This window comes from Pseudomonas sp. TE3911, from assembly GCF_054062775.1.
In genome coordinates, this window is sequence record NZ_JBSSFP010000001.1 from 5,338,445 (window position 1) to 5,352,599 (window position 14,155).

The 14,155-nt window shown below is 60.6% G+C and carries 14 protein-coding genes; all 14 read left to right on the top strand.

Translation table 11 applies throughout. The features are described 5' to 3' along the window. Positions 1-93 precede the first annotated feature (93 nt). The 14 genes from ACVWXD_RS24145 (at position 94) to ACVWXD_RS24210 (ending at position 14,133) form a co-directional block, all read left to right on the top strand. The gene (locus ACVWXD_RS24145; RefSeq protein WP_032885015.1) at positions 94-309 is read left to right on the top strand and encodes a DUF1127 domain-containing protein; all 216 of its coding nucleotides are present in this window, start codon (positions 94-96) and stop codon (positions 307-309) included. 283 nt (positions 310-592) lie between these two features. Continuing rightward, positions 593-913: a DUF2388 domain-containing protein gene (locus ACVWXD_RS24150; RefSeq protein ID WP_032885017.1), complete on the top strand. Its 321-nt coding sequence runs from the start codon at positions 593-595 to the stop codon at positions 911-913. 105 nt (positions 914-1,018) lie between these two features. Next, positions 1,019-1,327 carry a DUF2388 domain-containing protein gene (locus ACVWXD_RS24155; RefSeq protein WP_032885019.1) on the top strand — a complete coding sequence of 103 codons (309 nt, stop codon included), beginning with the start codon at positions 1,019-1,021 and terminating at the stop codon, positions 1,325-1,327. A gap of 39 nt (positions 1,328-1,366) precedes the next feature. Continuing rightward, the gene (locus tag ACVWXD_RS24160; protein ID WP_027608008.1) at positions 1,367-1,687 is read left to right on the top strand and encodes a DUF2388 domain-containing protein; all 321 of its coding nucleotides are present in this window, start codon (positions 1,367-1,369) and stop codon (positions 1,685-1,687) included. Then, on the top strand, positions 1,684-3,645 hold the full coding sequence (locus ACVWXD_RS24165) for a DUF7844 domain-containing protein (protein ID WP_095185310.1): 1,962 nt from the start codon (positions 1,684-1,686) through the stop codon (positions 3,643-3,645). Before ACVWXD_RS24160 ends, ACVWXD_RS24165 begins: the two co-directional genes overlap by 4 nt. Before the next feature lie 379 nt (positions 3,646-4,024). Then, the gene (locus ACVWXD_RS24170; protein ID WP_032885023.1) at positions 4,025-5,332 is read left to right on the top strand and encodes a CitMHS family transporter; all 1,308 of its coding nucleotides are present in this window, start codon (positions 4,025-4,027) and stop codon (positions 5,330-5,332) included. 64 nt (positions 5,333-5,396) lie between these two features. After that, complete coding sequence (locus tag ACVWXD_RS24175) at positions 5,397-6,164, top strand: TerC family protein (protein ID WP_032885024.1); 768 nt, start codon at positions 5,397-5,399, stop codon at positions 6,162-6,164. 214 nt (positions 6,165-6,378) lie between these two features. Continuing rightward, a complete protein-coding gene (locus ACVWXD_RS24180; RefSeq protein ID WP_095185309.1) occupies positions 6,379-8,037 on the top strand; it encodes a Na/Pi cotransporter family protein in 1,659 nt (552 codons plus the stop codon). 57 nt (positions 8,038-8,094) lie between these two features. Further along, positions 8,095-9,477, top strand: coding sequence for a M16 family metallopeptidase (locus ACVWXD_RS24185; protein WP_286819276.1), 1,383 nt, complete (start codon positions 8,095-8,097; stop codon positions 9,475-9,477). A 72-nt stretch (positions 9,478-9,549) separates the two neighbouring features. After that, the gene (locus ACVWXD_RS24190; RefSeq protein ID WP_032885028.1) at positions 9,550-10,581 is read left to right on the top strand and encodes a DUF5924 family protein; all 1,032 of its coding nucleotides are present in this window, start codon (positions 9,550-9,552) and stop codon (positions 10,579-10,581) included. Between the two features lie 55 nt (positions 10,582-10,636). Beyond that, complete coding sequence (locus ACVWXD_RS24195; RefSeq protein WP_260366933.1) at positions 10,637-11,785, top strand: ABC transporter permease; 1,149 nt, start codon at positions 10,637-10,639, stop codon at positions 11,783-11,785. After that, entirely contained in the window at positions 11,782-12,585 is an 804-nt protein-coding gene (locus ACVWXD_RS24200) for an ABC transporter ATP-binding protein (RefSeq protein WP_095185306.1), read from the top strand. The genes ACVWXD_RS24195 and ACVWXD_RS24200 overlap by 4 nt, the downstream gene beginning before the upstream one ends. A 1-nt stretch (position 12,586) precedes the next feature. Further along, positions 12,587-13,525, top strand: coding sequence for an MlaD family protein (locus ACVWXD_RS24205; protein ID WP_032885033.1), 939 nt, complete (start codon positions 12,587-12,589; stop codon positions 13,523-13,525). Further along, positions 13,522-14,133 carry an ABC-type transport auxiliary lipoprotein family protein gene (locus tag ACVWXD_RS24210; RefSeq protein ID WP_095185305.1) on the top strand — a complete coding sequence of 204 codons (612 nt, stop codon included), beginning with the start codon at positions 13,522-13,524 and terminating at the stop codon, positions 14,131-14,133. Before ACVWXD_RS24205 ends, ACVWXD_RS24210 begins: the two co-directional genes overlap by 4 nt. The last annotated feature ends 22 nt before the right edge of the window (positions 14,134-14,155 follow it).

The following is a 14,155-nucleotide window of genomic DNA, read 5'->3' on the forward strand; positions in this document are numbered from 1 at the left end:
GTGAACTGTATCTAGAGAGTCTTGCGCCGGAGGAGGATCATTGGCATCAGTTAAACCACTACCTAATGCCGCCATAAGCGGAAGGATGTCATCATGGAACGTACACTCAGTTCCGAACTGTTCTTCGAAGAAAAAGCTGTAAACACCCAGGCTTCCATGCCTTTGCGCGTTCTGGCCAACCTGATGTTGTGGCAGCGCCGCATCTCCAGCCGCCACCAACTGGCTCGTCTGGATTCGCGTCTGCTGGCTGACGCCGGTATCAGCGAAGCTCAACGCTACGAAGAGCTGAGCAAGCCGTTCTGGCGCTAATTAGCGCTCGCTGGCCCTGACCCACCGGGTCCACTGCCAGCACTGATTTGTCAAAACAAAGCCCGCCCCGGGAGACCGGAGGCGGGCTTTGTTGTTTTAGGCGCGTGCGTTTCCAGTCATGCATTTAGAGGAACAGGTACAGTTTCATCAATCAATAATATAATAGGTACAGTTTTCAGAACTGCACAAAACCTATCCGAACTGATAAGCCGCGGCCTAATATCCAATCAACATTCGGCGAGTCTCTGCGCCACCTTTATTGCTCATCTATAGGAGTCACCCCATGTCCCGTCTTCGCCTGCTCAGCGCCGCCGCCCTGTTGGTCCTGGCTGCAAACGCCAATGCCTCCAGCTTTATAGTGACCACCGACTCCATCGTCGGCGCATTGAAGGCCACTTCAGACGCCACCTCCGATGCCACTTCGTCCCTTCGCGATAACAAAGTCGTGCGTGCCGCCCGAGACGACGCTGCCAGCTTTGTCGCCAGCGAAGGAGCCATTCGTGGTGTGAAGCTGGAAAGCGCCTTGGCCCAGATCCGCCAACAAGCACCACAACTGAATACCGCGACTGACGCACAGCTGGCTCAAGCCATCCTGGCTATCTGATCGCACCTGAAATGAGCGAGCGCCAGTTGCTCTTGAATGCCTCGGCGCTGGCTCTCGCCGGGGCATTGCGCTAGCCTTGGCGCTCGTTTTCAGTTGTCGAGTCCCATGGCTTTTTCATACCGCCTGTTAATTGTCCCTGTCGTGTTTTTCGCTGGCTGGTCGCCACTGGCTTCGGCCTTTGACCTGACCATCCAGAGCACCGTTGCGAGCGCGTATGCCACCAGCAAGGTGACCTCCGCACCGTTCGACCGCAAAGTAGTAGTGGCCGCTCAGGATGACGCCGCCGCGTTCATCGCCACTGACGGCCAATGGCGTGGAGCGCGGCTGGAATCGGCACTGGATTACCTGCGCCGGAACCAACCAAAACTTCATGCAAGCGACCTTGAACTGGCGCAGGCAATTCTCGTCCAATAATCATCTTTGTGTTTCCATCTTTGTATTCGGAGTTCTTCCATGCGTAGCCCGTTGATCGCCGCCACCCTTGGCCTGCTGTTGTTGGCCGACGTTGCCCAGGCGCATACCCTGGTGGCCACCAGTAACATCATTGTCCGCGCCTCCGGCCGCACCATTGATTTCACCTCGGACACCACCACCTCCATCCGCGACTCCAAAGTCGTGCGCGAAGCTCACGATGACGCCGCCAGTTTCGTCGCCACCAATGGCGAAATCCGAGGCGCACAGTTGGAAGCCGCCTTCGATACCCTGCGCACCCGCCTGCCGGAAGCCCGCGACGCCAGCGACCAGACCCTCGCCGAAGCCATCCTCGCTCTGTGAGGCGCCTCGCTGCCTGGCTCCTGGCCGGGACTGTGCTGCTGTGTGCCAGCGCAGCCCAGGCCAGCCTGCAACTGCGGCTCAAGACAGAAGGCTTGAGCCCGGCCGAACAGCAGGCCAGCCAGGCATTGCTCGATGAAGCGATGCGCTCACTGCCGCCGCGCTTTATCGAGCAGTTGGACCGACGCATCGATGTCGGCTGGACCGACAAGATGCCCGAAAATGCCTATGGTCAGGCCTCGTTGGTGTCCGAACTGGACCTCAACCGCAATCTGCTCGCTCCCCTGACCGATGGCAGCGCCGCCACCCAGAAAACCAATCGCCCCCACGGCACCGTGCGCCGGGAAATGCTCGCCACCGTGCTGCATGAATTGACCCATATCTATGACCGTGCGCGCCTGTGGTCCAAGGACGAGCGCGCGCTGATCCAGCGCTGCAGCCGCCAGAACAGCATCACCGGCCTGATCGGCCTGCCCGATCAATGCCGTGGCCAGAATGAACGCCGTTTCACCCTCAGCGATGACCCGCGCCTGCTGGACCTCGCCGGCTGGCCGCAGTACGTCGGCCGGCGCGGTGAGCGCGAGCAGCACAACCGCCAGATCGTGCGCAGCCCAGACATCTACGAAACCAGCAGCCCGCTGGAGTTCGTCGCGGTCAACATGGAGTACTTCCTCCTCGATCCAAGCTACGCCTGCCGACGCCCCGCACTGTTCCGCTATTACCAGCAACACTTCGGCTGGGCACCGCCTGAACAGGATGCCTGCGCCAAGGCCTACCCGTTCCTCAATGCGGGCAACGACTTTGCAAAGACGCCGTTGGGCCACGTGGACCCGGAGCGGGTCTATGAAATCGACTATCTGCTGGCCGAAGCCAACCAGAACTTGGTCAGCCGCTGGGGCCACAGCATGTTGCGCCTGGTGATCTGCGCACCGGGCCGTCCCCGCGGACCAGATTGCCGGCTGGACCTGGACCAGCATCTGGTCTTGTCCTACCGCGCGTTCGTCGGTGACGTACAACTGTCGAGTTGGGATGGCCTGGTGGGCAAGTACCCGTCACGCCTGTTTGTACTTCCGCTGGCCCAGGTGATCGACGAATACACCAAGACCGAGCTGCGCGGCCTGGCTTCCGTGCCGTTGAGACTGTCACGACAAGAGATCAACGACACCGTCGAACACGCTGCAGAGATGCACTGGAGCTACGACGGCAACTACTTCTTCCTGTCCAATAACTGCGCGGTCGAAAGCCTGAAGCTGTTACGCAGCGGCAGCGCGAACCCGCAACTCACCGGCCTGGACAACATCACCCCCAACGGCCTGCTTGAAGTGCTACAAGCCCGGGGCCTGGCCGATACCAGCGTGCTGAATGACAAACGTGAAGCCCTGCGCCTGGGCTATCACTTTGACTCGTTCCGCGAGCGTTATCAGGCGATGTTCGATGTGCTGCGCAAACACCTGCCGATCAAACAGACCCAGGTTGAAGATTGGCTATCGCTCAGCGCAGCGCAACGGCGCCCATGGTTCGACCAGGCCGATCTGCGCACCAGCGCCGCGTTGTTGCTGCTGGAACAGGCAAGCTTTCGCAAGCAGCTGATGCTGGCTCAGGATGAGGTCAAACAGCGCTATCTCGGTGCCCGCGAGCTGAAAAACGGCGGCATGGAAAAAGCCAACGCCACGCTGCAGCAGATCCTCGCCAACAGTGGGTTCCTCAGCAGGCCAGCAGAATTGCTCGGCAGCGGCGGCTACGGCCTGCCACAACCGTCGGAAGCCAAACGCCTGGAGTCGGAAAGCGCCGAACGCCAGAAACAGCTGCAATCGCTGACCGGCGAGCTGGATAAAGAGGTGAGGGCGCTGCTGGACCCTGCTCGCGCCGCAGAAATCGCCGCATGCGAAGCCAACCTCAAGCAGGTGGGCGAACACCTGCGCAAACTGCACAAAGCAGCGGGCGGCCTTGAGCTGCCCTGAAGCAGCCGAAATAAACACATATCAAATGTGGGAGGGGGCTTGCTCCCGATGGCGGTGGGTCAGCTTGCACATGCAGTGACTGACACTCTGCTATCGGGAGCAAGCCCCCTCCCACATTTTCACCTGTGCACCCTTGAAGACCGTGCGTCTTTTCCACATCACCTGTTTAGCCAGCGAAAGCTGGCTGAAAGCTTTCACGTCTAGGATCGCCCCCACTGCCGGCAAAAGACCGGCTGTTTACAACAACAATGGTGATTCCCGATGTCCGTCCGTACCCGCCTGTTCGCCCCAACTCCCCCCGTACGCCTCGTGCCTTTCGTTCTGCGCTGACCCATCCCGGTTCGCCATTCCCTAGCCGCGCTACGCCTGGAGTATTCCTATGCTGACTTTCCTTGGCTTTGCCATGGTCATCACGTTCATGTTCCTGATCATGACCAAGCGCCTGTCTGCGCTGATCGCCCTGATCATCGTGCCAATCCTGTTCGCGCTGTTCGGCGGTTTCGCACCGAAGATCGGCCCGATGATGCTCGAAGGCATCACCAAGCTCGCGCCAACCGGCGTGATGCTGATGTTCGCCATCCTCTACTTCGCCTTGATGATCGACTCCGGCCTGTTCGACCCGGCCGTGCGCAAGATCCTCAAGATGGTCAAAGGCGACCCGCTGAAGGTTTCAGTCGGCACCGCCGTACTGGCCCTGGTGGTGTCCCTGGACGGTGACGGCGCCACCACCTACATGATCTGCGTGGCCGCCATGCTGCCGCTGTACAAGCGCATCGGCATGAGCCCGCGGATCATGGCCGGCTTGATCATTCTCGCCGGTGGCGTGATGAACATGACCCCTTGGGGTGGTCCGACCGCCCGCGCCGCCAGTGCGCTGCATGTGGACCCTTCGGATATTTTCGTACCGATGATTCCGGCCATGGCCGCCGGCGTCGTCGCTATCCTCGCGATCGCCTATATGTACGGTAAGCGCGAACGTGCTCGCCTGGGCGAACTGCACCTGCAGGGCGACGAGATCGACCATAGCGAAATCAGCGTGTCGCAATTTCCAGACGCCCGCCGTCCGAAGCTGATCTGGTTCAACGGCGCACTGACCCTGGCCCTGATGTGCACACTGATCGCCGGCCTGTTGCCGCTGCCGGTGCTGTTCATGGTGGCGTTCAGTATCGCGATGATCGTGAACTACCCGTGCCTGCAACAGCAGAAAGACCGCGTCGCCGCCCATGCTGGCAGCGTACTGGCGGTGGTAGGGCTGATCTTCGCCGCGGGTATTTTTACCGGCATCCTGTCGGGCACCGGCATGGTCGATGCCATGTCCAAGAGCCTGCTGGCGGTCATCCCTGACGCCTTGGGCCCGTACCTGGCCGTTATCACCGCACTGGTGAGCATGCCGTTCACCTTCTTCATGTCCAACGATGCGTTCTACTACGGCGTACTGCCAGTACTGGCCGAAGCCGCCAGCCACTACGGCATCACCGCAGTGGAAATGGCCCGCGCCTCCATCGTTGGCCAACCGGTGCACTTGCTCAGCCCGCTGGTACCGTCGACCTACTTGCTGGTCGCCCTGGCCGGTATCGAATTTGGCGATCATCAGCGCTTCACCCTGAAGTGGGCAGTGCTGGTGTGCCTGTGCATAATGTTCGCCGCATTGCTGATGGGGATTTTTCCGCTGTTCAGCACTCTATAATCGTACAACCCAGCTGCGCCGGCCCTACGCCGGTGCGGCCTAACACACGCTCAAAGGAATACACATGGAATGGCTGACCAATCCGGAAATCTGGATTGCCTTCTTCACCCTGACGGCCCTAGAGATCGTCCTGGGCATCGATAACATCATCATGATTTCGATCCTGGTCAGCCGCATGCCTAAGCATATGCAGGCTCGCACCCGGATATTCGGCCTGGCGCTGGCCATGGTCACGCGCATCCTGTTGCTGCTGTCGATCACCTGGGTCATGCAACTGACTGCCGACCTGTTTGTGGTGTTTGGCCAAGGCATTTCCGGTCGCGATCTGATTCTGTTCTTCGGTGGCCTGTTCCTGCTGTGGAAAAGCTCCCAAGAGATGTACCACGCACTGGAAGGTGAAGACGAAACCCAGGACGAGCCGAAAGGCGCCGGTGGCAAGTTCATCTACACCATCATCCAGATCGCGATCATCGACATCGTGTTCTCCCTGGACTCGGTGATCACCGCCGTCGGCATGGTCTCCCACGTACCGGTCATGGTTGCCGCGATTGTGGTTGCCGTATTGGTGATGATGCTGGCTGCCGGCACCATCAGCGATTTCATCGACAAGCACCCGTCGTTGAAAATGCTGGCGCTGTCGTTCCTGCTGGTGGTGGGTACAGTGCTGATCGCCGAATCCTTCGACGTGCATGTGCCTAAAGGCTATGTCTACTTCGCCATGGCATTCTCGCTGGCGGTAGAAGCGGTGAACATCAAGATGCGCACCGCCATCGCGAAAAAGAAGAAACAGCAGGATCCTGTGAAACTGCGTAAGGACATCCCGGGTCAATAACCCGAGCCAGTCGTAAAAAACGGGGCGCTTGCGTCCCGTTTTTTTTCATCCGCAAAAAGCTGATTTCATGACAGTTTTGTTTCAATCCCCACTTTAGCTATGCGATGCTGGCGCCGAGCCCATTCGCCAACTACAGCTTAAGTACAAGACGTAGAGCGGCACGCGGCAACTTTCCTTCGCTCCTGTTGGAGCACACCTACACGGGGGGCCGAGCATGCTGACCTTGCTCAATCTGCTTTCCGCCGTGACCCTACTTATCTGGGGCACGCACATCGTCCGTACCGGGATCCTGCGGGTCTACGGTTCTAACTTGCGTCAGGTCATCGGGCATAACATGTCCAAACGCTGGCTTGCGTTTGTCGCCGGCATCCTGGTGACAGCCATGGTGCAGAGCAGCAACGCCACGGCCATGCTGGTGACCTCATTTGTGGGCCAGGGCCTGATGGGCCTGATGCCCGCACTGGCGACTATGCTCGGCGCCGACGTCGGTACCGCGCTGATGGCGCGGGTGCTGACCTTTGACTTGTCCTGGCTGTCGCCGCTGTTGATCTTTCTCGGCGTTATTTTCTTTCTGTCGCGCAAACAGACGCGGGCAGGGCAGTTGGGGCGAGTAGGAATAGGCCTCGGTCTGATCATCCTCGCGCTGCAATTGATCGTGGAAGCCGCCGGCCCGATTACCCACGCCCAGGGCGTGAAAGTGCTGTTCGCCTCGCTGACCGGCGACATTTTGCTCGACGCACTGGTCGGCGCCTTGTTTGCGATGATTTCCTACTCCAGCCTGGCCGCCGTATTGCTGACCGCCACCCTCGCCGGCGCCGGTGTGATCGGCTTGCACGTGGCCATCGGCCTGGTGATCGGCGCCAACATCGGCAGCGGCGTGCTGGCCTTCCTCAGCACCAGCATGCAGAACGCCGCCGGGCGCCAAGTGGCCCTAGGCAGTCTGTTGTACAAACTCATTGGCCTGCTGCTGATCATCCCGGTGCTCGACCCGCTGGTACTGTGGATGGACGGCCTGGACTACAACACTCAAGGCATGGTCATCACCTTCCACCTGCTCTACAACGTCAGTCGCTGCCTGATCCTGCTACCGACCATCGGCCCAATGGCGCGCCTCTGCGCGTGGTTGCTGCCCGAGCGAGAAGAGGCCAACGGCAAGGCCAAACCCCGTCATCTGGACCCCACGGCCCTCACCACGCCCAGCTTGGCACTGGCCAATGCAGCCCGCGAAACCCTGCGCCTGGGCGACCTGATCGACAACATGCTCACCGCCATGCAAGAAGTACTGCGCGGCAAGCAAACTGCGATCACCCAGGAGATGCGCAGCCTCAGTGATGACGTCGAAGCGCTCTACAGCGCAATCAAGCTCTACCTGGCGCAAATGCCCCGCGAAGACCTGAGCGAACAGGACAGTCGCCGCTGGGCCGAGATCATCGAACTGTCGATCAACCTGAAGCTCGCCGGCGACCTGATCGAACGCATGCTGCGTAAAGTCCAGCAGCAGAAAACCTCTCAGCGCCGCCAGTTTTCCGAAGTAGGCCTGGAAGAACTCACCGGCCTGCACAGCCAGTTGATAGCCAACCTGCGACTTGGCCTTTCGGTATTCCTCAGCGCCGACCCGGAAAGCGCACGCCAATTGCTACGCGAAAAGCGCCGCTTTCGCGCCCAGGAGCGCCGCTTGGCCCACGCCCATGTGAGCCGTCTGCAACGCAAAATCGTACAGAGCCTAGAGACCAGTTCCCTGCACCTGGAGCTGATTGCCGACATGAAACGCCTCAATTCGTTGTTTTGTAGCAGTGCGTATGTAGTGTTGGAAACGTCCGACACAGGCGCGCTCTCGGCCGAAGATATTGCCGACATCACGCATTCGCCCTGAACGTACGATGGCCCGTGAAGTCAGTTAGAGCTGACCTCACTCGCCAGGAAGCCAGTTATGCGTCGCCTGTTATTCGCCTGCCTGCTTATGGGTTCTGCCCACGCTTTTGCCTTTGACCGCCTGCAAGTCGAGGGCTACACCTTGCCCAACGGCCTGCAATTGCTACTCAAGCCGGGCACCGAACGTGGGCACGTGGCGATCCGTTTGGTGGTCGGTGTGGGCCTGGATGACTTCGGCTGTGAGGAAAAGGAGTTGCCGCACTTGCTCGAACACTTGCTGTTCAGTGGCATCGACGGCGGCGGCGAAGGCGACCTCGAAGAGCGCATGCAGGCCCTGGGCGGCGAGTGGAACGCCTACACCAGCAATGCCGACACCACCTTCGTAATTGAGGCTCCCGCGAAAAACCAGCGCAAGGTGCTCGACCTGTTACTGGCAATCATCACCCGCACTGAGTTGACCGACGCCAATATCAATGCGGCCAAACAAGTAGTAGAGCGCGAAGACGGCGGCCATTACTCGCACCTGCAACGCCTGCTGGACCGTCAGGACCTGGGCCACACCGCCAGCAATCAACTGGCCGTCGAGTTGGGCCTCAAATGCGCCGAACGCGCCGAGGTCGAGCAACTGACCCGCGACCAGTTGCAGACACTGCGCAAGAATTGGTACGCCCCCAACAACATGACCCTGATCGTCGTCGGCGAACTCGACAAACTGCTGCCGGCCTACCTGGAACGCACCTACGGCGAACTCGACCCGGTAGACCCCACCGAGCACAGGCCCCTGCCGGAAATCCAGCACACCGCCAACAGCCACCGCGAACTGATCCACGGCTGGGTAGGCAACAGCGCCAAACTGCACTGGCTGTTCCCAGAACCGGTATTGGACGACCAGCACGACGAAACCTACGACCTGCTTAAGGACTACCTCGACTGGGCGCTGTACCGTCAACTGCGCCTCAAGCACGGTTTGTCCTACGGCCCCTGGAGCGAACGCGAAGTGCTCGGCGGCGTAGGTTTCCTCAGCATGAATGCCGACCTTGAGCGAGAAAACCTCCCTGAGGCCGAACAGGTACTGCACGACCTCACCGCGCAGTTGCTCAAAGACGGCCTCGACCCGGCCACCTTCGCCCGCCTGCAACAGGCCGCCATCGCGCGGCAAGCCTGGGCCGTGCAGGGCAACAGCGCGTTGGCCGACTACTATTGGGCGGCGTTGGCCGACTACGACAAAGGCCGCTTCAGCGACCCGGTCAAACGCATCAAGGCCGTCAACTTGGATCAGGCGAACCAGGCCATGCGCCAGGTACTCAAGCAGCCTGGCTACTGGCGCATCGAAAAACCGCTGTTAAGTTACGACATGCTCAATTGGATCGGCGCCGGCGTGCTTGGCCTGATCGCCATTGTGTTGATCGGCGTGCGGCTTTATCGCAAACGGATCACGTAATCGGGCACCGAACGCCGGGCTAAGACGTTATTCTGTCTGGGATTTTTTCCTACAAAGACTGCGAACCGCCGAATGCAAAACGTAACCCGTTTAATCACCCGCATCCTCGAACTGATGAAGCGCTACCCAGGGGTGATTGCACTCGGCGGCTTCATCTCGGGTGTGTGCAGTTTCATTCTGGTGGACCGTCAGCAGGGCATGGCCAGTTGGATCGCGGTCATCATGCTGGTGAGCTGGTTGTGGCTGATGCTGGAGAACAGCTTTACCCAGCTGTTCACCAAGGTGTTCAAGCGGGAAATTCCCGAACCCCTGCTGCGCTACGCCACCCAGATGATCCACCAGGAAAGTCTGTTCTTCGTGCTGCCGTTCTTTTTCATCACCACCGCGTGGAACAGTGGCCAATCGATATTCACCGGCCTACTCGGCGCAGCGGCACTGGTGTCGATCATCGACCCGCTGTACTACAAATGGCTGGCGCCCAAGCGCTCGCTGTTCCTGGCGCTGCACACACTGACGCTGTTCGCCGCGCTGCTCACCGCGCTGCCGATCATCCTGCACCTGACCACCGCCGAGAGTTACAAGCTCGCCCTCGGCGTAGCCATGGCGTTGTCGATCCCGAGCCTGGCAGTGAGCATGCCGCTGCGCAGCCTCAAGGGCTGGGCGATGCTGCTGGGGGTGACCGCCGCGATTGGTTGCGCAGGCTGGTTCCTACGCAGCTGGGTACCGCCGGCCACGCTGTGGATGACCGAAGTGGCCATCAGCACCCAGTTGCAAGACCGCACGCCAGGCGATGACCTCAAGGAAGTGACCGTCGCTCAACTGCGCAGCAGCGGGCTGTATGCCTATACCGCAATCAACGCGCCACGCGGGCTGAATGAGCGGATCTACCACGTGTGGAAATTCAACGGCAAAGAGGTCGACCGCATTGCCCTGGACATCCACGGCGGGCGCAAGGAAGGCTATCGCGCCTGGACCCACAAACAGAACTTCCCGCCCGATTCGGCGGGGCGCTGGCAAGTTCAAGTGCTGACCGAAGACGGGCAGGTGATCGGCGTGCTGCGCTTCAAAGTGACTGACGCAGCACAAACGGACAACCCGAAGTAGGCTGTATCGTGCTATTACGTAGGAATTGTGGATAGCCAATACAAGCTCGGAGCTTATGACCAGTAGTCCCACGGCCGGCGCAGCCCACCTCGATACCTCCACCGCCCCTCCGTTACTGCGGATTACGGGGGACTGGACGCTGGCCCACTACGCAAACCTAAAGAAGCTGTCGGACAAACTCGACGGCCAATACGACGCCGGCGCACGCATAGACCTCAATGGGCTCGGCGCCCTGGATACCGCCGGCGCCTCGCTGCTGGTGGAACTGCTTGGGCCAACCCGTATCGAGCAATCCGCCGAGCAGACCGATTGCAGTCTGTCCGCTGCCGACCGCGCGTTGCTCAAGACCGTCTACCGCTCACTCAACGATTTTTGCGTACCGGAAAAAGCACCGGAAGAGGCTGCCGGTATCCAGGTGTTGGCACGCATCGGGCGGGCGGTGGATACCGTCTGGCAGGACAGCAAGCAATTATTGGGTTTTGTCGGCCTGATCCTCGAAACCTTTGCCCGTGGCATTTTCCGCCCCAAGCGCTGGCGCCTGACGCCGATGGTTGCCCATCTCGAACAGGTCGGCCTCGATGCTGCGCCTATCGTGGCGTTGCTGACCTTTCTAGTCGGTGCCGTGGTGGCGTTTCTTGGCGCCACGGTACTCAAAAGCTTCGGCGCGACAATTTTTACGGTGGACCTGGTGGCGTTCTCCTTCCTGCGGGAATTCGGCGTGTTGCTCACTGCGATCCTGATCGCCGGCCGCACCGCTAGTGCGTTTACCGCGCAGATCGGTTCGATGAAGGCCAACGAAGAAATCGACGCCATCCGCACACTGGGCCTGGATCCGATGGAGTTGCTGGTACTGCCCCGCGTACTCGCGCTGCTGATCGCGCTGCCGATGCTGACCTTTCTGGCGATGCTCTCGGGGATCGTCGGCGGCGCCGTGGTGTGTGCCGTGGCGCTGGATATTTCGCCCGCGATGTTCCTCTCGCTGCTGCAATCGGACATTGGCGTGCAGCACTTTTTGGTGGGCATGGTGAAAGCACCGATCTTCGCCTTTTTGATCGCAGCCATTGGCTGCCTGGAAGGCTTCAAGGTCAGCGGCAGTGCCGAATCGGTCGGCGCCCACACCACCTCCAGCGTGGTGCAATCGATCTTTGTGGTGATCGTGCTGGATGCGGTTGCCGCGCTGTTCTTCATGGAGATGGGCTGGTGAGTCGTCTACACCGTTCGCCCACCGAGGCGGTAATTGAAGTGCGTGGTCTGTGCAATCGCTTTGGCAGCCAGAGCGTGCACGAGAATCTCGACCTGGATTTGTACAAGGGCGAAATCCTTGCGGTGGTCGGCGGCTCCGGCAGTGGCAAGTCGGTGCTGTTGCGCAGCATCGTCGGCCTGCGCCGCCCCAGCGAGGGCGAAGTGCGGGTGTTCGGCAAGAATCTGCCGAGCCTGCCGGAGCATGAGCGTTCGCTGGTAGAGCGGCGCTTCGGCGTGCTGTTCCAGAAGGGCGCGCTGTTTTCCTCGCTGACCGTGACCGAGAACGTCGCGCTGCCACTGATCGAGCACGCAGGCCTCAGCCGCCGAGACGCCGAGCACTTGGCGGCCGTCAAACTCGCCCTCGCTGGGCTGCCGCTGTCGGCCGCCGACAAATACCCCGCGTCGCTCTCCGGTGGCATGATCAAGCGCGCCGCACTGGCCCGGGCCCTGGCGCTAGACCCGGACATCCTGTTCCTCGACGAGCCCACCGCCGGCCTCGACCCGATTGGCGCGGCGCAATTCGACCAACTGATCCTGACCCTGCGCGACGCGCTGGGCCTGAGCGTGTTCCTGGTCACCCATGACTTGGACACGCTGTACACCATCACCGACCGCGTGGCGGTGCTGGCGCAGAAGAAAGTGCTGGTGGCGGACGCCATCGATATCGTCTCGGAAACGGACGACGCCTGGATTCACGAATACTTCCACGGCCCCCGGGGCCGCGCGGCATTGGATGCCGCTCAACCGCTCAACGAGGTATGACATGGAAACCCGAGCCCATCATGTGATGATCGGTCTGTTCAGCGTGATCGTGGTGGTCGGCGCGATGCTGTTTGGCCTGTGGCTGGCCAAATCCAGCGTCGACAGCGCCTTCCAGGATTACGAAGTGATCTTCAACGAGGCGGTCAGCGGCTTGTCTCAAGGCAGCTCGGTGCAATACAGCGGGATCAAGGTGGGCGACGTGATCAGCCTGAGCCTGGACCCCAACGACCCGCGCCGCGTACTCGCGCGTATCCGCCTGGCCGGGCAGACGCCGATCAAGGAAGACACCCAAGCCAAACTCGCGCTGACCGGCATCACGGGCACGTCGATCATCCAACTCAGCGGCGGGACACCTCAAAGTGCGGTGCTCAAGGGCAAGGATGGCAACCTGCCGCAGATCATCGCCTCGCCATCACCCATCGCGCGGCTGCTGAACAACAGCAATGACCTGATGACCGGCATCAACCTGCTGCTGCACAACGCCAACGAGATGTTCTCCTCGGATAACGTCGAGCGACTGAGCAAGACCCTGGATAACCTGCAACAAACCACCGGCGCCATTGCCGACCAACGCGGCGATATCAAGGTGGTGATGCAACAACTGATGCAAGTCAGCAAACAAGCCACCGCTGCTCTGGAGCAGACCACGGTGCTGATGCGTAACGCTAACGGGTTGCTCAACGATCAAGGCAAACAGGCGTTCGGCAGCGCCGAACAAGCGATGAAATCCCTGGAGCAAAGCACCGCCACCATCAATACCTTGCTGACCAATAACAAAGACTCGGTGAACAGTGGCATGCAGGGCCTCAACGAACTGGCGCCGGCGGTGCGCGAACTGCGCGAAACACTCGGTTCGCTGCGCGCCATCTCCCGCCGCCTGGAAGCCAACCCCAGCGGTTACCTGCTGGGCAGTGATAAGAACAAGGAGTTCACGCCATGAAGCGTGCTTATCAAATGATCGCTCCTGTGGCGCTGGCACTGGTGAGCGCATGCTCGATCCTGCCTAAAGCCGACCCGTCGGACGTCTACCGCCTGGCCTCCGCCCAAACGACGACTCAAGGCACCCCGGTAGGTTGGTCGCTACGCCTGACCAAGCCACAAACCAGCGAGTTCCTCGACAGCCCACGCATCGCCGTGGTGCCCAATGGCGACCTGATCAGCAGCTACGCCAACTCGCGCTGGAGCGATCCCGCGCCGGTACTGTTGCGTAATCGCCTGCTGGACGGCTTCCAGCGTGACGGTCGGGTGACACTGCTGAGCACCGACGACACCAATCTGCAGGCCGACTATGAGCTAGGCGGGCAGTTGCAGGCGTTTCAGAGTGAGTACCGGGGCAGTGCGGTGGAGGTGGTGATCCGCCTCGACGCACGCCTGGTGCGTGGCAGTGATCAGCGGATTATTGCCAGCCGGCGGTTTGAAGTGCACCAAGCGGTGAGCGATACCAAGGTGCCGGCGGTGGTGGCCGGGTTTGGAGTGGCCGGGGATCAGTTGAGCAGGCAGGTGGTGGAGTGGGTTGTTCAGCAGGGCAACGGTGTTGCGAAACGCTGAGGGCCTCATCGGGGGCAAGCCC

Bases quoted from the DNA above. Each gene is read 5' to 3' on its own strand.
- ACVWXD_RS24145 (WP_032885015.1), top strand. From the start codon at position 94: ATGGAACGTACACTCAGTTCCGAACTGTTCTTCGAAGAAAAAGCTGTA.
- ACVWXD_RS24150 (WP_032885017.1), top strand. From the start codon at position 593: ATGTCCCGTCTTCGCCTGCTCAGCGCCGCCGCCCTGTTGGTCCTGGCT.
- ACVWXD_RS24155 (WP_032885019.1), top strand. From the start codon at position 1,019: ATGGCTTTTTCATACCGCCTGTTAATTGTCCCTGTCGTGTTTTTCGCT.
- ACVWXD_RS24160 (WP_027608008.1), top strand. From the start codon at position 1,367: ATGCGTAGCCCGTTGATCGCCGCCACCCTTGGCCTGCTGTTGTTGGCC.
- ACVWXD_RS24170 (WP_032885023.1), top strand. From the start codon at position 4,025: ATGCTGACTTTCCTTGGCTTTGCCATGGTCATCACGTTCATGTTCCTG.
- ACVWXD_RS24175 (WP_032885024.1), top strand. From the start codon at position 5,397: ATGGAATGGCTGACCAATCCGGAAATCTGGATTGCCTTCTTCACCCTG.
- ACVWXD_RS24180 (WP_095185309.1), top strand. From the start codon at position 6,379: ATGCTGACCTTGCTCAATCTGCTTTCCGCCGTGACCCTACTTATCTGG.
- ACVWXD_RS24185 (WP_286819276.1), top strand. From the start codon at position 8,095: ATGCGTCGCCTGTTATTCGCCTGCCTGCTTATGGGTTCTGCCCACGCT.
- ACVWXD_RS24190 (WP_032885028.1), top strand. From the start codon at position 9,550: ATGCAAAACGTAACCCGTTTAATCACCCGCATCCTCGAACTGATGAAG.
- ACVWXD_RS24195 (WP_260366933.1), top strand. From the start codon at position 10,637: ATGACCAGTAGTCCCACGGCCGGCGCAGCCCACCTCGATACCTCCACC.
- ACVWXD_RS24205 (WP_032885033.1), top strand. From the start codon at position 12,587: ATGGAAACCCGAGCCCATCATGTGATGATCGGTCTGTTCAGCGTGATC.
- ACVWXD_RS24210 (WP_095185305.1), top strand. From the start codon at position 13,522: ATGAAGCGTGCTTATCAAATGATCGCTCCTGTGGCGCTGGCACTGGTG.